The sequence below is a fragment of the Citrobacter sp. L55 genome (genome assembly GCF_002850715.1).
GTDB lineage: Bacteria > Pseudomonadota > Gammaproteobacteria > Enterobacterales > Enterobacteriaceae > Citrobacter > Citrobacter braakii.
In genome coordinates, this window is the sequence record NZ_KZ559416.1 from 12,648 (window position 1) to 35,222 (window position 22,575).

Below are 22,575 nucleotides of genomic sequence, written 5' to 3' on the forward strand. Positions count from 1 at the left end.
GTAATGTGGGTTCATTCTCGCTGAAACGCGAACCGAACAATAAGACAGTACAACATCACGAGGTATCACCATGGCTAACTACTTTAATACACTGAACCTGCGCCAGCAGCTGGCGCAGCTGGGCAAATGTCGCTTTATGGGTCGCGACGAATTCGCCGATGGCGCAAGCTACCTTCAGGGTAAAAAAGTGGTCATCGTCGGGTGCGGTGCTCAGGGGCTGAACCAAGGCCTGAACATGCGCGACTCCGGTTTGGATATCTCCTACGCCCTGCGTAAAGAAGCGATTGCTGAGAAGCGCGCTTCCTGGCGCAAAGCGACCGAAAATGGCTTCAAAGTAGGTACCTACGAAGAGCTGATCCCGCAGGCGGATCTGGTGGTTAACCTGACCCCGGACAAACAGCACTCCGACGTTGTACGTTCCGTACAGCCGCTGATGAAAGACGGCGCGGCGCTGGGCTACTCCCACGGTTTCAACATCGTCGAAGTGGGCGAGCAGATCCGTAAAGATATCACTGTGGTGATGGTTGCGCCGAAGTGTCCGGGTACCGAAGTGCGTGAAGAGTACAAACGTGGTTTTGGTGTTCCAACCCTGATCGCCGTTCACCCGGAAAACGATCCGAAAGGCGAAGGCATGGCGATTGCCAAAGCATGGGCTGCGGCCACTGGCGGTCACCGTGCAGGCGTGCTGGAATCGTCCTTCGTTGCGGAAGTGAAATCTGACCTGATGGGCGAGCAGACAATTCTGTGCGGTATGCTGCAGGCTGGCTCTCTGCTGTGCTTCGACAAGCTGGTGGAAGAGGGTACTGACCCGGCTTACGCCGAAAAACTGATTCAGTTTGGCTGGGAAACCATCACCGAAGCGCTGAAGCAGGGCGGTATCACCCTGATGATGGATCGTCTGTCTAACCCAGCGAAACTGCGTGCTTATGCGCTGTCCGAACAGCTGAAAGAGATCATGGCGCCATTGTTCCAGAAACACATGGATGACATCATCTCCGGCGAATTCTCTTCAGGCATGATGGCTGACTGGGCCAACGACGATAAGAAACTGCTGACCTGGCGTGAAGAGACCGGCAAAACCGCGTTCGAAACCGCGCCGCAGTTTGAAGGAAAAATTGGCGAGCAGGAGTACTTCGATAAAGGCGTGCTGATGATCGCGATGGTGAAGGCTGGCGTTGAGCTGGCGTTTGAAACCATGGTGGATTCCGGCATCATCGAAGAGTCTGCTTACTACGAATCACTGCACGAACTGCCGCTGATCGCGAACACCATCGCCCGTAAGCGCCTGTACGAAATGAACGTTGTTATTTCCGATACCGCAGAATACGGTAACTACCTGTTCTCTTACGCGTGCGTACCGCTGCTGAAAGAGTTCATGACTACCCTGCAAACCGGGGATCTGGGCAAAGCCATTGCCGAAGGTGCGGTAGACAACGCGCAGCTGCGCGACGTGAACGATGCTATTCGTGGCCATGCTATCGAGAAAGTTGGCCAGAAACTGCGTGGCTATATGACTGATATGAAACGTATTGCTGTAGCTGGCTAAGAGGCTGCCATTCGGCAAAAAAAGCCCGGTGTTTGAACACACCGGGCTTTCTATTAGTTACGGTACAGCACTTTAATGATGTGGTAACCGAACTGAGTGTGCAGTGGGCCGGTTAGCTCCAGCACCGGGCAGGAGAACACCACTTTATCAAACGCCGGAACCATCTGGCCCTGACGGAATTCGCCTAAATCGCCGCCGCGTTTGCCCGACGGGCAGATAGAGTGTTTCTTCGCCAGTTTACCAAAATCGGCGCCATTTTTGATTTGTTCCAGAAGATCTAGAGCCAGTTTCTCTTCTTTAACAAGGATATGCACTGCTGATGCTGTTTTTGCCATGGTTTGTGCTCTGAGTTGAGTGATAAATCAGGGCGCAATAGTAGCATGTAATCCATGGTCTTCGACGATGGGCTATGACCGATCCCCCTGGCGTCACTTTCTGCTACAATCCACATCCCCGTGTTTACAGATTGAGCAATCCTCTATGCGTTTGAACCCCGGACAACAACAAGCCGTCGAATTCGTCACCGGACCTTGCCTGGTGCTGGCGGGAGCGGGTTCCGGTAAGACGCGTGTTATCACAAACAAAATCGCACATCTGATCCGTGAATGTGGCTATCAGGCACGGCATATTGCGGCAGTAACCTTTACCAATAAGGCTGCGCGCGAGATGAAAGAGCGTGTGGCGCAAACGTTGGGTCGTAAAGAAGCGCGCGGGTTGATGATCTCTACTTTCCACACTCTGGGACTGGATGTCATTAAGCGTGAATACGCCGCGCTAGGGATGAAGTCGAACTTCTCGTTGTTTGATGATACTGACCAGGTGGCCCTGCTTAAGGAATTGACCGAAGGGCTAATTGAAGACGATAAACTTATCCTTCAACAGTTGATTTCAACGATCTCCAACTGGAAAAACGATCTGATGACCCCAGCGCAGGCGGCAGCCAGTGCAAAGGGTGAACGCGATCGTATTTTTGCCCACTGCTATGGTCTGTATGACGCGCATATGAAGGCGTGTAACGTCCTCGATTTTGACGATCTGATCCTGCTCCCCACGCTGCTGTTGCAGCGCAATGAAGAAGTACGTGAGCGTTGGCAAAACCGAATCCGCTACCTGCTGGTGGATGAATATCAGGATACCAACACCAGCCAGTACGAGTTGGTGAAGTTGCTGGTGGGGAAACGCGCGCGCTTTACCGTCGTGGGTGATGACGATCAGTCGATCTACTCCTGGCGCGGGGCACGTCCGCAGAACCTGGTACTGTTAAGCAAAGATTTTCCGGCGCTGCAGGTGGTGAAGCTGGAGCAAAACTATCGTTCATCAGGGCGTATCCTGAAGGCGGCGAACATCCTTATTGCTAACAACCCACACGTCTTTGAAAAACGGCTCTTTTCTGAGCTTGGCTACGGCGCTGAGCTGAAGGTGTTGAGTGCGAATAATGAAGAGCACGAAGCAGAACGCGTGACCGGGGAACTGATTGCCCATCACTTTGTGAACAAGACGCAGTATAAAGACTACGCCATCCTGTATCGCGGTAATTATCAGTCGCGAGTGTTCGAAAAGTTTCTGATGCAGAACCGCATCCCGTACAAAATTTCCGGCGGGACGTCGTTCTTCTCACGTCCGGAGATTAAAGATCTGCTGGCCTATCTGCGCGTGCTCAGCAACCCGGATGATGACAGTGCATTTTTGCGCATCGTAAATACGCCAAAGCGTGAAATCGGTCCGGCCACGCTGCAAAAGTTGGGGGAATGGGCGATGACGCGTAATAAAAGCCTGTTTACCGCCAGCTTTGATATGGGACTTAGCCAGACGCTAACCGGGCGCGGATATGATTCTCTGACCCGCTTTACGCACTGGCTGGGTGAAATTCAACGTCTGGCGGAGCGCGAGCCGGTTGCCGCCGTACGCGATCTGATCCACGGCATTGATTACGAATCCTGGCTGTATGAAACCTCGCCGAGCCCGAAAGCGGCCGAAATGCGTATGAAAAACGTCAACACGCTGTTCAGCTGGATGACGGAGATGCTGGAAGGTAGTGAGCTGGAAGAGCCAATGACCCTGACTCAGGTCGTTACCCGCTTTACCCTGCGCGACATGATGGAGCGCGGAGAGAGCGAAGAGGAGTTGGATCAGGTGCAGTTGATGACGCTGCATGCTTCAAAAGGACTGGAGTTCCCGTACGTATTTATGGTGGGAATGGAAGAAGGATTTTTGCCGCACCAGAGCAGCATCGATGAAGATAACATCGACGAAGAGCGTCGTCTGGCTTACGTCGGGATTACACGTGCGCAGAAAGAACTTATCTTCACGCTGTGTAAAGAGCGCCGTCAGTACGGTGAACTGGTACGACCTGAACCGAGCCGTTTCCTGTTGGAACTACCACAAGATGACGTTATCTGGGAACAGGAGCGTAAAGTGGTGAGTGCCGAGGAGCGGATGCAAAAAGGGCAGGCCAGCATTGCCAATATTCGGGCGATGATGGCAAAAGCCAAAGAGAAATAGGTCTTTTGTAGGCCGGATAAGCGTAAGCGCTATCCGGCAGCCAGCATCTAATGCACTTCCAGCGGCCAGTGGACATAGCTTTGCCACTGTATTTCCTGATCGATTAACTCTGTACCTAATGGATGATGTTCCAGCCAGCCTTCCGGTAGCGTTAACGTCAGATTCTCATCCTGAGCTTGCAGGGTGATATGTGGCACTAAATCGTCGCGACGGCGAGCGGCGAAGATGATCGCCAGGCGTAGCAAACGGCAAAGGTGCTCCGCGATGCGTGGTGGCACAGCGTTTTGCTGGTGGAGTGAAGAGAGATCGACTGGATTAGTTTGGTTGAGCAACAGCGTGGCTAACAGTTTTTTCTGCGCGGGAGTAAAGCCCGGGAGATCGAGATTACGTACCAGCCAGGCGGCATGCAGTGGCGCCTGCTTATACTCTACGCTCAGTCCTATTTCATGCAACTGACAGGCACTTTGCAGCAGTTCACGACTAATAGCTTCAAGATGCCACTCATCTTTCACCTGTTCGAGTAAATGCACAGCCAATTGCGTGACGCGATTCGCCTGATCGGTGTCGACCATAAATCGACGCTGAATATTACGCAGCGTACGGCTGCGAATGTCCTGATCAACCGGTAAGTGCAGCATGCCGTAGACCAGACCTTCGCGTAGTGCGCCGCCGGCCAGAGTCATGCATTGAATATTCAGTTCGGTGAAAATGGCGATCAGAATGGCCAGTCCGCTGGGAAAAACCAGTGCGCGTTCCAGCGTTAACCCTTCTATTTCCAGCTCTTCCAGACGACCACAATGAATTGCGCGTTGTTTAAGCTGCTGAAGCTTGGCCAACGTAATGCGCTCATCCATGCCTTGCGCCATCATGATTTCCTGTAACGCTTGGACGGTGCCAGAGGCACCAACGCAAACTTTCCAGCCATGAAAACGCAGTTTGTCGGCGACCGGGCGCAGAACTTCGCGAGCCGCTTTCTCTGCTTCGTCAAAGTTTTCCTGTGCCAGATTACGATTGGTGAAATACCTTTCGAGCCAGGTGACGCAGCCCATTGACAGGCTGAACAGAGAGGTGGTTTGTGCGCCGGAGCCGGTAACCAGTTCAGTGCTGGCACCGCCAATATCAACGACAAGACGCTGATCGGCACCGCCGGTGGTGTGGGCAACACCTTGATAAATCAGCCGCGCTTCTTCTTCGCCGCTGATGACCTGGACAGGACAGCCGAGGATCTCTTGCGCTTTGGCGATAAACTCATCGGCGTTTACCGCGATGCGTAATGTTGCCGTGGCGACCACGCGGATTTGCGGCTGAGGGATATCCTGCAGGCGTTCAGCAAACAGGCGCAGGCATTGCCAGCCGCGCTCCATAGCTTCAGCGGAAAGAACGTTGTCGCTGTTGAGGCCAGCGGCCAGACGCACCTTGCGTTTAATACGCGTGAGCGTCTGAATGCTTCCCGCCACCTCGCGTACGACCAGCATATGAAAACTATTCGAGCCTAAATCAATTGCGGCGTACAGCGAAGTGGTTGTGAGCATATCTAACGTTAACCTGAACGACGACGATTACGCGGAGCACCACCGGTACGGCGTGGGCCATTGCCTGTGCGCGGACGCGTTAAGCGTAACGGCTTCGGCAGATCGGTCATCAGCGCATCCGGGTTGTACTTGCTGACCGGGATTGAGTGACCGATATAGGTCTCGATTGCTGGTAAATTCAGCGCGTATTCTTCACAGGCCAGGCTGATAGAGTGACCGCTTGCTCCGGCGCGACCGGTACGACCGATACGGTGAACGTAATCTTCACAGTCATCCGGCAGGTCATAGTTAAATACGTGCGTTACGGCTGGGATATGCAGACCACGCGCGGCGACATCCGTCGCAACGAGAATGTCGAGATCGCCACGGGTGAACTCATCAAGGATACGCAGACGTTTTTTCTGCGCCACGTCACCGGTCAACAGACCGACGCGATGACCGTCAGCGGCAAGGCTACCCCAGATATCTTCACAACGATGCTTGGTGTTAGCAAAGACGATGGCGCGATCTGGCCACTCTTCTTCAATCAGCGTTTGCAGTAAACGCATTTTCTCTTCGTTGGAAGGATAGAAGAGCTCTTCTTTAATACGGTGACCTGTCTTCTGTTCCGGTTCGACTTCAACGTACTCGGCGTTATTCATCTGTTCGAACGCCAGTTCGCGAACGCGGTAAGAGAGGGTTGCAGAAAACAGCATGTTCAGACGTTGGGTGGTTGGCGGCATACGACGGAACAGCCAACGGATATCTTTGATAAAACCCAGATCGTACATACGATCGGCTTCATCCAGCACCACGACCTGAATCGCGCCCAGGTTAATGTGGTTCTGTTTTGCATAGTCGATGAGACGACCGGTCGTGCCGATAAGAATATCGACGCCGCTTTCCAGCACTTTCAGCTGTTTGTCATAACCGTCGCCGCCATAAGCCAGGCCTAATTTCAAACCGGTGGTCTGTGCCAGCGGCTCGGCGTCAGCGTGGATCTGCACGGCTAACTCACGCGTTGGCGCCATAATTAACGCACGCGGTTGGTTCACCTTGCGATCGGCAATCGCGGGATGAGAGAGAAGATAATGAAACGTTGACGTCAGGAACGCCATCGTTTTTCCGGTACCGGTTTGCGCCTGCCCTGCAACATCACGACCTGCCAGCGTTAGCGGCAGCGCGAGGGCCTGAATGGGCGTGCAGTTATGAAAGCCTTTATTTTCAAGGGCTTCTATCACCTTTGGGTGCAGGGCGAAGTCGGAAAACTTCTGTTCTGTTAAATGTGTTTTGCTCATAGTGTGGTAGAATATCAGCTTACTATTGCTTTACGAAAGCGTATCCGGTGAAATAAAGTCAACCTTTAGTTGGTTAATGCTACATCAACACGTCGTTGATTAAGAGTACACCAACGCACCAGGCTTATTCCTGTGGAGTTAATATGAGCGATAAAATTATTCACCTGACTGACGACAGTTTTGACACGGATGTACTCAAAGCGGACGGAGCTATCCTCGTTGATTTCTGGGCAGAGTGGTGCGGTCCGTGCAAAATGATCGCTCCAATTCTGGATGAAATCGCTGACGAATATCAGGGCAAATTGACGGTTGCTAAACTGAACATTGACCAAAACCCAGGCACCGCGCCGAAGTATGGTATCCGTGGCATCCCGACCCTGCTGCTGTTTAAAAACGGCGAAGTTGCGGCGACTAAAGTCGGCGCACTATCCAAAGGTCAGTTGAAAGAATTCCTCGACGCTAATTTAGCGTAAGGAAGTCTCATGATCGGGCGACCATACTTCGAAATGATTCGGATGACTGGACGCCCGACTTGAGTCGTGCTAAGTTAGTGTTGACTTCGTATTAAACATACCTTATTAAGTTTGAATCTAGTTATATCCAATACTTCCCGTTGTTTCTCGCGCGAGAAGTGGACAGATTCCTGGCTTGTCACTCAATCCGTCTTGTCGTTTCAGTTCTGCGTACTTTCCTGTGACCAGACAGCGAACAGACATGAGTTGATGGCCGTAAACAGGCATGGATGACCCTGCCATACCATTCACAACATTAAGTTCGAGATTTACCCCAAGTTTAAGAACTCACACCATTATGAATCTTACCGAATTAAAGAATACGCCGGTTTCTGAGCTGATCACTCTCGGCGAAAATATGGGCCTTGAAAACCTGGCTCGTATGCGCAAGCAGGACATTATTTTTGCCATCCTGAAGCAGCACGCAAAGAGTGGCGAAGATATCTTTGGTGACGGTGTGCTGGAGATATTGCAGGATGGATTTGGTTTCCTCCGCTCTGCAGACAGCTCCTACCTCGCCGGTCCTGATGACATCTACGTTTCTCCCAGCCAAATCCGCCGTTTCAACCTCCGCACTGGTGATACCATCTCTGGTAAGATTCGCCCGCCGAAAGAAGGTGAACGCTACTTTGCGCTGTTGAAAGTTAACGAAGTTAACTACGACAAACCAGAAAACGCCCGTAACAAAATCCTCTTTGAGAACTTAACACCGCTGCACGCAAATTCTCGTCTGCGTATGGAACGTGGTAACGGTTCTACTGAAGACTTAACGGCGCGTGTACTGGATCTGGCATCACCGATCGGTCGTGGCCAACGTGGTCTGATTGTTGCTCCGCCGAAAGCAGGTAAAACCATGCTGCTGCAGAACATCGCGCAGAGCATTGCTTACAACCATCCGGACTGCGTGCTGATGGTGCTGCTGATTGACGAACGTCCGGAAGAAGTTACCGAGATGCAGCGTCTGGTGAAAGGTGAAGTGGTTGCGTCTACCTTTGACGAACCAGCCTCCCGCCACGTTCAGGTTGCGGAAATGGTTATCGAGAAGGCGAAACGTCTGGTTGAACACAAGAAAGACGTTATCATTCTGCTCGATTCCATCACCCGTCTGGCGCGTGCTTACAACACCGTGGTTCCGGCTTCCGGTAAAGTTTTGACCGGTGGTGTTGATGCCAACGCCTTGCATCGTCCGAAGCGTTTCTTCGGTGCGGCGCGTAACGTGGAAGAGGGCGGTAGCCTGACTATCATCGCGACTGCGCTGATCGATACCGGCTCTAAAATGGATGAAGTTATCTACGAAGAGTTTAAAGGTACCGGCAACATGGAACTGCATCTCTCTCGTAAGATTGCTGAAAAACGCGTCTTCCCGGCTATCGACTACAACCGTTCCGGTACCCGTAAAGAAGAGCTGCTCACCACCCAGGAAGAGCTGCAGAAAATGTGGATCCTGCGCAAAATCATCCATCCGATGGGTGAAATTGATGCCATGGAATTCCTCATTAACAAGCTGGCGATGACCAAGACTAACGACGACTTCTTCGACATGATGAAACGTTCGTAATTCAGGTCTCATCCGAAAACGCCACGTTTTTACGTGGCGTTTTGCTTTTGTGGCTGTAATCTTAACGACACAATAACGATAATACGGTATGAAGTACCAACAAGTAGAAAAAGATTCGTAATCTGTTTCTTGTGGTTGATAATTATACAAAACCATTGGGTATGAAGTCGGGTTTCCCTTCTGAATATAGGTCTTCGTGGTTATACTTCTGCTATTAATATTCTCTGAGAGCATGCATTGTGAATTTACTGACAGTAAGCACTGATCTCATCAGTATTTTCTTATTCACAACACTGTTTCTTTTCTTTGCCCGCAAGGTCGCAAAAAAGATTGGTTTAGTGGATAAACCCAACTTCCGTAAACGGCATCAGGGATTGATTCCGTTGGTTGGAGGGATTTCGGCTTACGCAGGTGTATGTTTTACGTTTGCCATTGCTGACTACTACATCCCGCATGCTTCTCTCTTTCTGGCCTGTGCTGGTGTATTAGTTTTGGTCGGCGCGTTAGACGATCGCTTTGATATCAGTGTAAAAATCCGTGCGATTATCCAGGCCGCGATCGGCATTATTATGATGTCGGTTGGCAAACTCTATCTTCTTAGCCTTGGGTATATTTTTGGTCCCTGGGAGATGGTGCTCGGTCCGTTCGGCTATTTACTCACGCTGTTTGCCGTCTGGGCGGCAATAAACGCCTTCAATATGGTGGATGGGATTGATGGTCTGCTAGGTGGGTTGTCCAGCGTTTCATTTGCGGCGATGGGATTCATTTTGTGGTTTGATGGTCAGACGAGTCTGGCTATCTGGTGTTTTGCCATGATCGCCGCCATTCTGCCTTATATCCTGCTAAATCTGGGCATCCTTGGACGTCGCTATAAAGTTTTTATGGGTGACGCGGGCAGTACACTGATTGGCTTCACCATTATTTGGATCCTGCTGGAGACTACGCAGGGCAAAACTCACCCCATTAGCCCGGTAACTGCACTGTGGATTATTGCCATTCCATTGATGGATATGGTGGCAATCATGTACCGACGTTTGCGAAAAGGCATGAGCCCTTTCTCCGCGGATCGTCAACACATACATCATCTGGTGATGCGAGCAGGGTTTACTTCCCGACAAGCATTTGTTCTGATTACGCTGGCTGCGGCGGTACTGGCGTCTATCGGCGTGTTGGCTGAATATTTTCGCTTAGTCCCTGAATGGGCCATGTTGTTGCTTTTTTTACTGGCCTTTGGCCTCTACGGTTACTGTATCAAGCGTGCCTGGAAGGTAGCGAGATTTATCAAGCGAGTGAAGCGCAGATTGCGAAGAATTCGTGAAGGCAAACCAAACTTAACCAAGTAAATTGAGGATGCGATGAGACAACCATTACCGGGGGAAGACGCCGTGAGCGCTGAAAATGAACTGGATATCCGTGGGTTGTTTCGTACCTTGTGGTCAGGGAAGGTGTGGATCGTCGGTATGGCTCTCGCCTTCGCGATAGCGGCCCTCGCCTATACGTTTTTTGCGCGTCAGGAGTGGAGCGCCACGGCGATTACTGACAGGCCAACGGTCAATATGTTGGGCGGCTTTTACTCTCAACAACAGTTTTTACGCAACCTGGATATTAAGGCCAGTCTTGCGTCCACGGACCAACCGTCAGTAATGGATGAGGCCTATAAAGAATTCATTATGCAGCTTGCCTCCTGGGATACACGCCGAGAATTCTGGCAGCAGACTGATTACTATAAGCAGCGTATGGTCGGTAATAGCAAAGCCGATGCGGCGATGCTGGATGAACTGATCAATAACATTCAGTTTTTACCTGGCGATGCGCTGCGTAATACCAATGACAGCGTGAAGCTGATTGCCGAGACGGCTCCTGATGCCAACAATTTGCTGCGCCAGTACGTCGCGTTTGCCAGCCAACGCGCGGCACGTCATCTGAACGATGAGTTAAAAGGCGCATGGGCCGCACGCACTGTGCAGATGAAAGCGCAGGTCAAACGTCAGGAAGAAGTGGCAAAATCCATTTTCTCTCGCCGCGTCCACAGCATTGAACAAGCGCTTAAAATTGCCGAACAACATAATATTTCGCGTACTTCCACAGATGTTCCAGCTGATGAATTGCCGGATTCAGAATTGTTCTTACTCGGACGTCCTATGTTGCAGGCGCGACTCGAGAATCTGCAGTCAATTGGTCCGGATTTCGATCTGGACTATTTCCAGAACAGGGCAATGCTGAACACCCTGAACGTTGGACCAACTTTAGATCCGCGTTTTCAGACCTATCGTTATTTGAGAACGCCGGAAGAGCCGGTAAAACGTGACAGCCCTCGTCGCGCCTTCCTGATGATTATGTGGGGTATCGTTGGGGCTCTGATCGGTGCTGGTGTCGCGTTAACCCGTCGCCGTACGATTTAGCAATGCCGTTGCAGTGAGGGGCTGGGCCCTCACTGCCAATCCGAAGAGAATCGATGTGAAAGTACTGACTGTATTTGGTACGCGACCGGAGGCCATTAAGATGGCTCCTCTGGTTCATGCGCTGGAAAAAGATCCTGATTTTGAGGCGAAAGTTTGCGTTACGGCGCAGCATCGGGAGATGCTCGATCAGGTGTTGAATCTTTTTTCCATTGTACCTGACTACGATCTCAATATTATGCAGCCAGGTCAGGGACTAACAGAAATAACCTGCCGCATCCTGGAAGGGTTAAAGCCTATTTTGGCTGAATTCAAACCCGATGTGGTGTTGGTTCATGGTGATACCACAACCACGATTGCTACCAGTCTGGCCGCGTTCTATCAGCGCATCCCGGTGGGGCATGTCGAGGCTGGTTTACGTACAGGCGATCTCTATTCACCATGGCCGGAAGAGGCTAATCGTACGCTGACCGGGCGTCTGGCAATGTATCATTTTGCCCCAACAGAAAACTCGCGCCAAAATCTGTTACGAGAAGCTATCCCTGATGATCGTATTTTCGTCACGGGTAATACGGTTATTGACGCGTTGATCTGGGTTCGGGATCGCGTACTGGGAAATGAGACGCTGCGTGCGGATCTGGCCGAACGTTATCCTTTCCTGGATGCTGATAAAAAGATGATCCTGGTGACCGGTCATCGTCGGGAAAGCTTCGGTCGCGGTTTTGAGCAAATCTGTCATGCCCTGGCGGAAATAGCCGCGTCTAACCAAAATGTGCAGATTGTCTATCCGGTACACCTGAACCCTAACGTCAGTGAGCCGGTCAATCGCATCCTGGGTCACGTTGAAAACGTGGTGTTGATTGAACCGCAGGACTACCTGCCATTCGTATGGCTGATGAATCACGCCTGGTTGATCCTTACTGATTCCGGCGGGATTCAGGAAGAAGCGCCGTCTCTGGGGAAACCTGTGCTGGTGATGCGTGAAACAACGGAGCGCCCGGAAGCTATTACCGCAGGGACTGTACGTCTGGTAGGTACAGACCCACAGCGGATTGTTGAAGAAGTCACGCGTTTGCTGCATGACGACAATGAATATCAGATCATGAGCCGCGCCCATAATCCGTATGGAGACGGGCTGGCATGTGACCGCATTTTAGATGCATTAAAAAATAATCGGATATCGCTATGAGTTTTACGACCATTTCTGTCATTGGGCTGGGTTATATCGGACTGCCAACGGCGGCTGCCTTTGCTTCCCGTCAAAAACACGTAATTGGCGTAGATATAAATCAACATGCGGTGGATACCATTAATCGCGGTGAAATTCACATCGTTGAGCCCGATCTGGGGGCGGTGGTGAAAACGGCGGTCGAAAATGGGTTTTTACGTGCGAGCGCGACACCCGTAGATGCTGATGCGTATCTGATTGCGGTGCCTACCCCGTTCAAGGGAGATCATGAACCCGATATGGTCTACGTAGAAGCCGCGGCGAAATCTATTGCGCCAGTTTTGAAAAAAGGCGCATTGGTGATTCTGGAATCCACTTCACCTGTCGGGGCAACTGAACAGATGGCCGCATGGCTTGCAGAAATGCGGGCTGACCTGACTTTCCCGCAGCAGGTCGGTGAACAGGCGGACGTTAACATTGCTTATTGCCCAGAGCGCGTACTGCCGGGTCAGGTAATGGTCGAACTGATTAAAAACGATCGGGTGATTGGAGGAATGACCTCCGTCTGTTCCGCGCGCGCCAGCGAGCTGTACAACATCTTTCTCGAAGGCGAATGTGTGGTGACCAACGCCCGCACCGCAGAAATGTGTAAGCTGACGGAAAATAGCTTTCGCGATGTCAATATCGCCTTCGCCAATGAACTGTCGCTGATTTGCGCCGATCAGGGGATCAACGTCTGGGAACTGATTCGGCTGGCAAACCGGCATCCACGCGTGAATATTTTGCAGCCCGGCCCTGGCGTAGGTGGACACTGTATCGCGGTCGATCCGTGGTTTATCGTGGCGCAGAACCCGCAGCAGGCGAAATTGATCCGTACTGCACGTGAGGTAAACGATGGTAAACCGCATTGGGTGGTCGATCGGGTAAAGGCTGCCGTAGCCGACTGTCTGGCGGATACCAACAAACGGGCTAGCGAAGTGAAAATTGCCTGTTTTGGTCTGGCATTCAAACCCAATATTGACGATTTGCGTGAAAGCCCGGCGATGGGAATTGCGCAGAATATTGCGCAATGGCACAAAGGCGAAATGCTGGTGGTGGAACCGAACATCCATCAACTGCCGAAAAAACTGGATGGTATTTGCCAACTGGCGACGCTGGACGATGCTCTGGCACGTGCTGATGTGTTGGTCATGTTGGTTGACCATAATGAATTTAAAGGCATCAAAGGCGATGCGGTTCAACAGCAGTACATCGTTGATACCAAAGGGGTCTGGCGGTGAAAATCCGCGCCAGTATTGAGCCGCTTAGCTGGGAAAATACGTTCTTTGGCGTGAATAGCGCCATTGTCCGTTTTGACCAACGCGCGCCGGTTCTAACCGCGGATGCGTTGCTGCCCTGGTCGCGTGTACAAGCAAAAATACTTGCCGCAAATAGCCATGAATTGGATGCTCTTCAGCATTTGGGTTTCTCACTGGTAGAAGGTGAAGTCGATTTTGTACTGCCGGTGACGTGTGCCAGCGGCGACCCCGGTGCGCAGGTCGCGCAACCTACGGATATCCCGGTATTACGCCATCTGGCAGGACAGGCATTTGCGCAAAGTCGTTTTCGCGCCCCGTGGTATGCCGAAGATGCCAGCGCGCGTTTCTACGCACAGTGGATTGAAAACGCGGTGCTGGGGACGTTTGATCATCAATGCCTCATTTTTCGTAAACCGACTGGTGAGATTCGTGGCTATGTCTCGCTGCGTGAACTGAATGCGACCGAGGCGAGAATTGGCCTGCTGGCCGGGCGTGGTGCGGGTGCAGAACTGATGCAGGCCGCGCTTTGTTGGGCACAGGCCCGCGGTAAAACAACATTGCGCGTGGCGACCCAAATGGGTAACACCGCCGCGCTTAAACGTTATATACACAGTGGTGCGAATGTGGAAAGCACCGCGTATTGGTTATACAGGTGACACGATGATTCCATTTAATGCACCGCCGGTGGTGGGAACTGAACTCGATTACATGCAGTCTGCGATGAATAGCGGCAAACTGTGTGGTGACGGTGGTTTTACCCGTCGCTGTCAGCAGTGGCTGGAGCAGCATTTTGGCAGCGAGAAAGTGCTGTTGACGCCCTCCTGCACCGCATCGCTTGAGATGGCGGCATTGCTGCTGGATATCCAGCCTGGCGATGAAGTCATTATGCCGAGCTACACGTTTGTCTCTACGGCCAATGCCTTCGTGTTGCGCGGCGCGAAAATCGTCTTTGTTGATATCCGCCCGGATACCATGAACATTGACGAAACGCTGATTGAAGCGGCGATCACCGATAAAACCCGCGCTATTGTGCCGGTACATTACGCGGGCGTGGCCTGCGAAATGGATACCATCATGGGGCTGGCCACTAAACATAACCTGTATGTGGTGGAAGATGCCGCCCAGGGCGTCATGTCGACCTACAAGGGGCGTGCGCTTGGTACGATTGGTCACATCGGCTGCTTTAGCTTCCATGAGACCAAAAACTATACCGCAGGCGGGGAAGGTGGAGCGACGCTGATTAATGATAAAAAATTAGTCGAGCGTGCAGAAATCATCCGTGAAAAAGGGACTAACCGTAGTCAGTTTTTCCGCGGCCAGGTAGACAAGTATACCTGGCGTGATATCGGTTCCAGCTATTTGATGTCCGATCTGCAGGCGGCTTATCTGTGGGCGCAGTTGGAAGCGGCTGATCGTATTAACCAGCAGCGTCTGGCGCTGTGGAAAAAGTATTACGATGCCCTGGAACCGCTGGCGCGTGCCGGGCGTATTGAGCTGCCTTCGATACCGGAGGGTTGCGTACAGAATGCCCATATGTTTTACATCAAACTGCGCGATATCGACGATCGCACGGCGTTGATTAACTTCCTGAAAGAAGCTGAAATTATGGCGGTGTTCCACTATATCCCGCTGCATGATTGCCCGGCTGGCGATAAATTCGGCATGTTTGCCGGTGTTGATCGTTACACCACCAAAGAGAGCGAACGCCTGCTGCGTTTACCGCTGTTCTACAATCTGTCGCCGGTGAACCAGCGAACAGTCATTACGACCTTACTCAACTACTTCGCCTGATATGTCGCTTGCAAAAGCGTCCTTATGGACGGCGGCCAGTACGCTGGTAAAAATTGGTGCAGGTTTGCTGGTTGTGAAGTTGCTGGCGGTGTCGTTTGGACCGGCAGGCGTGGGGCAGGCGGGTAACTTCCGCCAGATGGTCACTGTGCTTGGCGTGTTGGCGGGGGCCGGCATTTTCAATGGCGTCACGAAATACGTTGCGCAGCATCATGACGATCCGGCCCGGCTCCGTAAGGTGGTCGGTACATCTTCCGCGATGGTGCTGGGATTCTCTACGCTGATGGCGGTGATTTTTTTGCTGGCGGCCGCACCTATCAGTCAGGGATTATTTGGTCATACTCATTATCAGGGGCTGGTTCGACTGGTTGCGCTGGTGCAGATGGGCATAGCCTGGGCGAACCTGCTGCTGGCGCTGATGAAGGGCTTCCGCGATGCGGCGGGTAACGCGCTGTCGTTGATTGTGGGGAGCCTGGTGGGCGTAGCGGCTTATTATGGCTGTTATCGCTTGGGAGGGTATGAAGGCGCCTTGCTGGGCCTGGCGCTGGTACCTGCGCTGGTCGTTATCCCTGCCGCTATAATACTGATTAAGCGTGGGACTATCCCCCTGCATTACCTGAAACCCTCGTGGGATAACGGTCTGGCAGGGCAGTTAAGCAAGTTTACGCTGATGGCGCTGATTACCTCCGTAACGCTGCCAGTGGCATACGTGATGATGCGAAACCTGTTGGCGGCGCAGTACAGCTGGGATGATGTGGGGATCTGGCAGGGGGTGAGCAGTATCTCCGATGCTTATCTGCAATTCATCACCGCCTCATTCAGCGTTTACTTGCTGCCGACGTTGTCGCGTTTGACTGAAAAGCGCGACATTACACGCGAAGTGATCAAGTCGTTGAAATTCGTGCTGCCGGCGGTTGCTGCCGCAAGCTTTACCGTCTGGCTACTGCGCGATTTTGCTATCTGGCTGCTTTTCTCCGCTAAATTCACCGCCATGCGCGACCTGTTCGCCTGGCAACTGGTCGGTGATGTGCTGAAAGTCGGCGCCTATGTTTTCGGTTATCTGGTGATCGCGAAAGCGTCGCTGCGGTTTTATATCTTGGCAGAAATTAGCCAGTTCATGTTATTGACGGCGTTTGCACATTGGCTGATCCCTGCACATGGTGCGCTGGGCGCGGCACAGGCTTACATGGCAACGTACATTGTCTATTTCTCTCTTTGTTGTGGCGTGTTTTTACTCTGGCGTAGGCGGGTATGACTGTACTGATTCACGTTCTGGGATCGGATATCCCTCACCATAACCAAACCGTGCTGCGGTTTTTCAACGACTCGCTGGCCGCGACGAGCGAGCACGCGCGCACGTTTATGGTTGCAGGTCAGGATGCCGGATTCAGTGAGAACTGCCCGGCGTTATCGCTAAGCTTCTATGGTGGGAAAAAGGCGCTGGCTGAAGCGGTTATCGCGAAAGCAAAAGCGGATCGCCAACAGCGTTTTTTCTTCCACGGTCAGTTCAACACCAGCCTGTGGTTAGCGCTGCTGAGCGGGGGAATTAAACCGGAGCAGTTTTACTGGCATATCTGGGGCGCGGATTTATATGAAGTCTCCAGCGGACTGAAATTTCGCCTGTTTTACCCCATTCGCCGTATGGCGCAGAACCGCGTGGGCTGCGTATTTGCCACGCGGGGTGATTTGAGCTATTTCGCCGAACAGCATCCGCGCGTGCGTGGCGAGTTGCTCTATTTCCCAACGCGGATGGATCCCTCGCTCAATAATATGAGCAACGCGTGTCAGCGCAGCGGCAAGATGACGGTGCTGGTTGGCAACTCTGGCGATCGCAGCAATGAGCATATTGCCGCGCTACGCGCCGTCCATCAGCAGTTCGGCGACACGGTGAATGTGATTGTACCGATGGGGTACCCCGCCAATAATGTGGCTTATATCGACGAGGTTCGTCAGGCCGGCCTGGCATTGTTTAGCGCTGAGAATCTGCAAATTTTAAGTGAAAAGCTGGAATTTGATGCCTATCTGACATTATTACGTCAGTGTGATTTGGGTTACTTTATTTTTGCCCGTCAGCAGGGGATCGGTACCCTGTGTTTACTGATTCAGGCCGGTATCCCGTGCGTGCTCAACCGTGAAAATCCCTTCTGGCAGGATATGGTGGAACAGAATCTCCCGGTGTTATTTACCACTGATGAGCTCAATGAAGGCGTCGTACGCGAAGCGCAGCGCCAGTTGGCATCGGTAGATAAAAATTCAATCACCTTCTTTAGCCCGAATTATCTGCAGCCGTGGCACAACGCGCTGCGCATTGCTTCAGGAGAAACCATATGAGCCTGATGCAATTTAGCGGTTTGCTGGTGGTATGGCTGCTCTCCACCTTGTTTATCGCCACGCTGACCTGGTTTGAATTCCGCCGCGTGCGTTTTAACTTCAATGTTTTCTTCTCACTGCTGTTTTTGCTGACGTTCTTCTTCGGGTTCCCGTTGACCAGCATACTGGTGTTCCGTTTTGATGTGGCAGTTGCTCCGCCGGAGATCCTGCTGCAGGCCTTGCTGTCAGCCGCCTGTTTCTATGCCGTCTACTACGTGACGTATAAAACACGCCTTCGCAAGCGAGTCGAGGATAAGCCACGCAGGCCGCTATTTACCATCAATCGCGTTGAAGCGCATTTGACCTGGGTTATCCTGATGGCGATTGCATTGGTGAGCGTGGGCGTCTTCTTTATGCACAACGGATTCCTGCTGTTCAGACTGCAATCCTACAGCCAAATTTTTTCCAGCGAAGTCTCTGGCGTCGCTCTGAAGCGTTTCTTCTACTTCTTCATTCCGGCAATGTTGGTGGTCTATTTCCTGCATCAGGACAGCAAAGCGTGGTTGTTCTTCCTGGTGAGTACCGTCGCGTTTGGTTTGCTGACCTATATGATTGTTGGCGGGACGCGCGCCAATATCATCATTGCGTTTGCCATCTTCTTGTTTATCGGCATCATTCGCGGCTGGATTTCGCTGTGGATGCTGGCCGCCGCGGGCGTGCTGGGTATCGTCGGGATGTTCTGGCTGGCGCTAAAGCGCTATGGGATGAACGTTAGCGGCGACGAGGCGTTCTATACCTTCCTGTACCTCACGCGCGACACCTTCTCGCCGTGGGAGAATCTGGCGCTGTTGCTGCAAAATTACCACAATATTGAGTTTCAGGGGCTGGCGCCGATTGTCCGTGACTTCTACGTCTTTATCCCCTCCTGGCTGTGGCCTGGGCGGCCGAGTATTGTCCTCAACTCAGCGAACTACTTTACCTGGGAAGTGTTGAACAACCACTCAGGTCTGGCGATTTCGCCGACGTTAATTGGTTCACTGGTGGTGATGGGCGGGGTGCTGTTTATCCCGTTAGGCGCGATTGTCGTTGGACTTATCATCAAATGGTTTGACTGGCTGTATGAGTTAGGCAACCGCGAAACCAATCGCTACAAGGCGGCGATTCTGCACAGTTTCTGTTTTGGCGCTATTTTCAATATGATCGTGTTGGCACGTGAAGGGCTGGATTCGTTTGTCTCGCGAGTGGTCTTTTTCCTCGTGATTTTCGGCGTGTGTCTGCTGGTGGCAAAACTGCTGTTTTGGCTATTCGATAGTGCGGGACTCATCCATAAACGAATCAAATCGCTGCCCCGGACACAGATTGAAGGATCGTAATGACAGATAACACAACTGCGCCACTCTACTCGCTGCGCGGGCTACAATTGATTGGCTGGCGCGATATGCAGCATGCGCTAAATTACCTGTTTGCCGAGGGACATCTCAGGTCAGGAACGCTGGTGGCAATCAACGCTGAGAAGATGCTGACGGCAGAAGATAACCCTGAAGTGCGGGATCTGATCAACGCCGCTGACTTCAAATATGCGGATGGGATTAGCGTGGTGCGCTCAGTGCGCAAAAAATTCCCGCAGGCGCAGGTTTCACGCGTGGCAGGGGCTGATCTTTGGGAAGCGCTTATGGCGCGAGCTGGGCAGGAAGGAACGCCAGTCTTCCTGATTGGTGGCAAGCCTGAAGTTCTGGCGCAAACGGAAGCCAAACTGCGTGCCCAGTGGCGCGTGAACATTGTAGGCAGTCAGGACGGTTATTTTACCCCGGACCAGCGTCAGGCGTTGTTTGAACGTATCCACGACAGCGGTGCGCAGATTGTGACGGTGGCGATGGGCTCGCCAAAACAAGAGATCTTTATGCGTGACTGCCGGAAGATTCACCCTGAAGCGCTGTATATGGGCGTCGGTGGTACCTACGACGTCTTTACCGGTCACGTTAAGCGTGCGCCGCGAATCTGGCAGAGTCTGGGGCTGGAGTGGCTGTATCGCTTATTGTCGCAGCCAAGCCGTATCACTCGTCAACTTCGCTTATTACGCTATCTCCGCTGGCACTATACCGGCAACCTCTGACGCCCTCTCTCCTCTGATAAGTAGCGTGATCTGCTAATTACGCTACTTATTCACAACATAATCGCTGCTTTCTCGCACAATCTATTTATTTTTTGAATGCTTTAATTGCATTTAAGCGATTTTAGGAAACCATTCGCAACAATCATTGCAGTGCCGTGGTGTTTTTGACGCCAACCGTTAAGCGGTCGGTGCCGTATGGCCTGTTATGGCATAACAAGATGTACCCATAACGAGAACCGGTAATACCGGACAGTATGCAAACACAACAAGAGGATTTATGGCCGAGAACAAACCTGAGCTACAGCGTGGGCTGGAGGCTCGTCACATCGAATTAATTGCCCTTGGGGGGACTATTGGCGTCGGGCTATTTATGGGGGCCGCCAGTACCCTGAAATGGGCGGGACCTTCAGTTCTGCTGGCATACATCGTCGCCGGGCTGTTCGTCTTTTTCATTATGCGTTCTATGGGGGAGATGTTATTCCTCGAGCCGGTTGCCGGTTCATTTGCTGTTTACGCCCATCGTTACATGAGCCCCTTCTTTGGTTATCTCACCGCCTGGTCATACTGGTTTATGTGGATGGCGGTGGGGATATCAGAGATTACCGCCATCGGGGTGTACGTCCAGTTCTGGTTCCCGGAAATGGCACAATGGATACCCGCACTGATAGCTGTCGGACTGGTTGCGTTGGCAAATCTCGCCGCGGTTCGCCTGTATGGTGAAATTGAGTTCTGGTTTGCCATGATTAAAGTGACCACCATCATTGTGATGATCGTCATTGGATTAGGGGTGATTTTCTTCGGTTTTGGTAATGGCGGTCAGGCGATCGGCTTTGGCAACCTGACCGAGCACGGCGGCTTCTTTGCTGGTGGTTGGAAGGGCTTCCTGACGGCATTGTGTATTGTCGTGGCTTCTTACCAGGGCGTGGAGCTGATCGGCATTACTGCGGGTGAAGCGAAGAATCCGCAGGTCACGCTGCGGAGTGCAGTAGGGAAAGTGCTGTGGCGTATTCTGATTTTCTACGTCGGTGCGATTTTTGTTATCGTCACTATTTTCCCGTGGAATGAGATTGGCAGTAACGGTAGCCCGTTTGTTCTCACCTTTGCCAAGATTGGTATTACCGCCGCGGCAGGGATTATTAACTTTGTGGTCCTGACGGCGGCGCTGTCGGGCTGTAACAGTGGGATGTACAGCTGTGGGCGTATGCTTTACGCGCTGGCAAAGAATCGCCAGCTACCTGCCGCTGTTGGAAAAGTTTCGCGCCAGGGCGTGCCGGTTGCCGGCGTGGCTATTTCTATCGCGATCCTGCTGGTTGGTTCGTGCCTGAACTACATTATTCCCAACCCGCAGCGTGTGTTCGTTTATGTCTATAGCGCCAGCGTGCTGCCGGGGATGGTGCCGTGGTTTGTGATCCTGATAAGCCAGATACGTTTCCGTCAGGCGCATAAAGCGGCGATCGCCAGTCATCCCTTCCGCTCGATTCTGTTCCCGTGGGCGAACTATTTGACGATGGCGTTCCTGATTTGCGTATTAATCGGCATGTACTTTAATGAAGATACCCGAATGTCGCTGTTTGTTGGCATTCTCTTCTTACTGGCCGTGACGCTCATTTATAAGGTTTTTGGCCTGAATCGTCATGGCACAGCCCAAAAATTGCAGGAATAAGCGACAAAACGCACAAACCATGACCAAACGATAATTTATTTTAAAAAAGCACTAGACAGCAGACCGAGACCTCCGTAATATCCAGCCCCGCAACGGCGCTAAGCGCCCGTAGCTCAGCTGGATAGAGCGCTGCCCTCCGGAGGCAGAGGTCTCAGGTTCGAATCCTGTCGGGCGCACCATTTAGTAAGGTGCCGGAGCTGCGGTGGTTTTAATACCGCGTAAAAGATTTGCAGTGGTGGCTATAGCTCAGTTGGTAGAGCCCTGGATTGTGATTCCAGTTGTCGTGGGTTCGAATCCCATTAGCCACCCCATTAATTTAAAGTTGTGAAATGCGAAGGTGGCGGAATTGGTAGACGCGCTAGCTTCAGGTGTTAGTGTCCTTAGGATGTGGGGGTTCGAGTCCCCCCCCTCGCACCACGACTTAAAGAATTGAACTAAAAATTCAAAAAGCAGTAAAACGGCGAGTAGCGCAGCTTGGTAGCGCAACTGGTTTGGGACCAGTGGGTCGGAGGTTCGAATCCTCTCTCGCCGACCAATTTTGAACCCCGCTTCGGCGGGGTTTTTTGTTTTCTGATTTTCCCTTCTCAGCCTTTATTTCCCCGAATTTCCTGATGTCTTAAAAAGTCCGGTTCCATTGTTTTTGCAGTGCAATCGTGGCATGCCTTGTGCAATAATATACGGGTAGATGCTCATTCCATCTCTTATGTTCGCCATCTGGCCTCATAAACTCAGGAATGATGCAGAGCCGTTTACGGTGCTTATCGTCCACAGACAGATGTCGCTCTGGCCTCATCAAACACCATGGACATAACGTTGAGTGAAGCACCCATTTATGTTGTCATACAGACCTGTTTAACGCCTGCTCCAAAAGAGCGGGCGTTTTTTTATGCATATACACCTCATCCTTCA

The 22,575-nt window shown here is 52.1% G+C and carries 19 protein-coding genes and 4 tRNA genes; 20 read left to right on the forward strand and 3 right to left on the reverse strand.

Annotation, left to right across the window (positions count from 1 at the left end):
- Positions 1–70 precede the first annotated feature (70 nt).
- Positions 71–1,546 carry a ketol-acid reductoisomerase gene (ilvC, locus tag B9P82_RS23690; protein ID WP_016157835.1) on the forward strand — a complete coding sequence of 492 codons (1,476 nt, stop codon included), beginning with the start codon at positions 71–73 and terminating at the stop codon, positions 1,544–1,546.
- Positions 1,547–1,599: 53 nt separating this feature from the next.
- On the opposite strand, the gene ppiC is transcribed toward ilvC, so the two are convergent.
- Entirely contained in the window at positions 1,600–1,881 is a 282-nt protein-coding gene (gene ppiC, locus B9P82_RS23695; RefSeq protein WP_101701047.1) for a peptidylprolyl isomerase PpiC, read from the reverse strand.
- Positions 1,882–2,026: 145 nt separating this feature from the next.
- Here ppiC and rep point away from each other — a divergent pair, with 145 nt between their 5' ends.
- The gene (rep, locus tag B9P82_RS23700; protein ID WP_101701048.1) at positions 2,027–4,048 is read left to right on the forward strand and encodes a DNA helicase Rep; all 2,022 of its coding nucleotides are present in this window, start codon (positions 2,027–2,029) and stop codon (positions 4,046–4,048) included.
- A gap of 47 nt (positions 4,049–4,095) precedes the next feature.
- Here the strand turns inward: rep and gppA are convergent, their stop codons facing one another.
- Positions 4,096–5,580: a guanosine-5'-triphosphate,3'-diphosphate diphosphatase gene (gene gppA / locus B9P82_RS23705; RefSeq protein WP_016157837.1), complete on the reverse strand. Its 1,485-nt coding sequence runs from the start codon at positions 5,578–5,580 to the stop codon at positions 4,096–4,098.
- A gap of 8 nt (positions 5,581–5,588) precedes the next feature.
- On the reverse strand, positions 5,589–6,857 hold the full coding sequence (gene rhlB, locus B9P82_RS23710; RefSeq protein ID WP_003829013.1) for an ATP-dependent RNA helicase RhlB: 1,269 nt from the start codon (positions 6,855–6,857) through the stop codon (positions 5,589–5,591).
- A 143-nt stretch (positions 6,858–7,000) separates the two neighbouring features.
- On the opposite strand from rhlB, the gene trxA reads away from it, so the two are divergent.
- The 18 genes from trxA (at position 7,001) to B9P82_RS23805 (ending at position 22,201) form a co-directional block, all read left to right on the forward strand.
- The gene (trxA, locus tag B9P82_RS23715) at positions 7,001–7,330 is read left to right on the forward strand and encodes a thioredoxin TrxA (protein WP_001280776.1); all 330 of its coding nucleotides are present in this window, start codon (positions 7,001–7,003) and stop codon (positions 7,328–7,330) included.
- Between the two features lie 130 nt (positions 7,331–7,460).
- On the forward strand, positions 7,461–7,580 hold the full coding sequence (locus B9P82_RS23720) for a rho operon leader peptide (protein WP_049259789.1): 120 nt from the start codon (positions 7,461–7,463) through the stop codon (positions 7,578–7,580).
- Between the two features lie 87 nt (positions 7,581–7,667).
- On the forward strand, positions 7,668–8,927 hold the full coding sequence (gene rho, locus B9P82_RS23725; RefSeq protein WP_002437993.1) for a transcription termination factor Rho: 1,260 nt from the start codon (positions 7,668–7,670) through the stop codon (positions 8,925–8,927).
- A gap of 239 nt (positions 8,928–9,166) precedes the next feature.
- The gene (gene wecA, locus B9P82_RS23735; protein WP_016155107.1) at positions 9,167–10,270 is read left to right on the forward strand and encodes a UDP-N-acetylglucosamine--undecaprenyl-phosphate N-acetylglucosaminephosphotransferase; all 1,104 of its coding nucleotides are present in this window, start codon (positions 9,167–9,169) and stop codon (positions 10,268–10,270) included.
- Positions 10,271–10,282: 12 nt separating this feature from the next.
- Entirely contained in the window at positions 10,283–11,329 is a 1,047-nt protein-coding gene (gene wzzE / locus B9P82_RS23740) for an ECA polysaccharide chain length modulation protein (RefSeq protein ID WP_016155108.1), read from the forward strand.
- 55 nt (positions 11,330–11,384) lie between these two features.
- On the forward strand, positions 11,385–12,515 hold the full coding sequence (gene wecB / locus B9P82_RS23745) for a non-hydrolyzing UDP-N-acetylglucosamine 2-epimerase (RefSeq protein WP_029139774.1): 1,131 nt from the start codon (positions 11,385–11,387) through the stop codon (positions 12,513–12,515).
- Positions 12,512–13,774 carry a UDP-N-acetyl-D-mannosamine dehydrogenase gene (gene wecC / locus B9P82_RS23750; protein ID WP_046274881.1) on the forward strand — a complete coding sequence of 421 codons (1,263 nt, stop codon included), beginning with the start codon at positions 12,512–12,514 and terminating at the stop codon, positions 13,772–13,774. The genes wecB and wecC overlap by 4 nt, the downstream gene beginning before the upstream one ends.
- Positions 13,771–14,448 (forward strand): dTDP-4-amino-4,6-dideoxy-D-galactose acyltransferase, encoded by a 678-nt coding sequence (gene rffC / locus B9P82_RS23755; protein ID WP_101701049.1) that lies wholly within the window; start codon positions 13,771–13,773, stop codon positions 14,446–14,448. The genes wecC and rffC overlap by 4 nt, the downstream gene beginning before the upstream one ends.
- A 4-nt stretch (positions 14,449–14,452) precedes the next feature.
- Positions 14,453–15,583 (forward strand): dTDP-4-amino-4,6-dideoxygalactose transaminase, encoded by a 1,131-nt coding sequence (gene rffA / locus B9P82_RS23760; RefSeq protein WP_101701050.1) that lies wholly within the window; start codon positions 14,453–14,455, stop codon positions 15,581–15,583.
- A gap of 1 nt (position 15,584) precedes the next feature.
- Positions 15,585–16,835 (forward strand): lipid III flippase WzxE, encoded by a 1,251-nt coding sequence (gene wzxE, locus B9P82_RS23765; protein ID WP_101701051.1) that lies wholly within the window; start codon positions 15,585–15,587, stop codon positions 16,833–16,835.
- A complete protein-coding gene (locus B9P82_RS23770; protein ID WP_049270486.1) occupies positions 16,832–17,911 on the forward strand; it encodes a TDP-N-acetylfucosamine:lipid II N-acetylfucosaminyltransferase in 1,080 nt (359 codons plus the stop codon). The genes wzxE and B9P82_RS23770 overlap by 4 nt, the downstream gene beginning before the upstream one ends.
- Positions 17,908–19,263: an ECA oligosaccharide polymerase gene (wzyE, locus tag B9P82_RS23775; RefSeq protein WP_101701052.1), complete on the forward strand. Its 1,356-nt coding sequence runs from the start codon at positions 17,908–17,910 to the stop codon at positions 19,261–19,263. Before B9P82_RS23770 ends, wzyE begins: the two co-directional genes overlap by 4 nt.
- The gene (wecG, locus tag B9P82_RS23780) at positions 19,263–20,003 is read left to right on the forward strand and encodes a lipopolysaccharide N-acetylmannosaminouronosyltransferase (RefSeq protein ID WP_101701053.1); all 741 of its coding nucleotides are present in this window, start codon (positions 19,263–19,265) and stop codon (positions 20,001–20,003) included. Before wzyE ends, wecG begins: the two co-directional genes overlap by 1 nt.
- 277 nt (positions 20,004–20,280) lie before the next feature.
- A complete protein-coding gene (locus tag B9P82_RS23785) occupies positions 20,281–21,666 on the forward strand; it encodes a bifunctional threonine/serine APC transporter ThrP (protein ID WP_016157844.1) in 1,386 nt (461 codons plus the stop codon).
- Between the two features lie 102 nt (positions 21,667–21,768).
- Positions 21,769–21,845: transfer RNA gene (locus tag B9P82_RS23790), tRNA-Arg, on the forward strand.
- Positions 21,846–21,901: 56 nt separating this feature from the next.
- Positions 21,902–21,977: transfer RNA gene (locus tag B9P82_RS23795), tRNA-His, on the forward strand.
- Positions 21,978–21,997: 20 nt separating this feature from the next.
- A tRNA-Leu gene (locus tag B9P82_RS23800) sits at positions 21,998–22,083 on the forward strand.
- A 41-nt stretch (positions 22,084–22,124) separates the two neighbouring features.
- Positions 22,125–22,201 (forward strand) — tRNA-Pro (locus B9P82_RS23805).
- Positions 22,202–22,575: the final 374 nt, after the last annotated feature.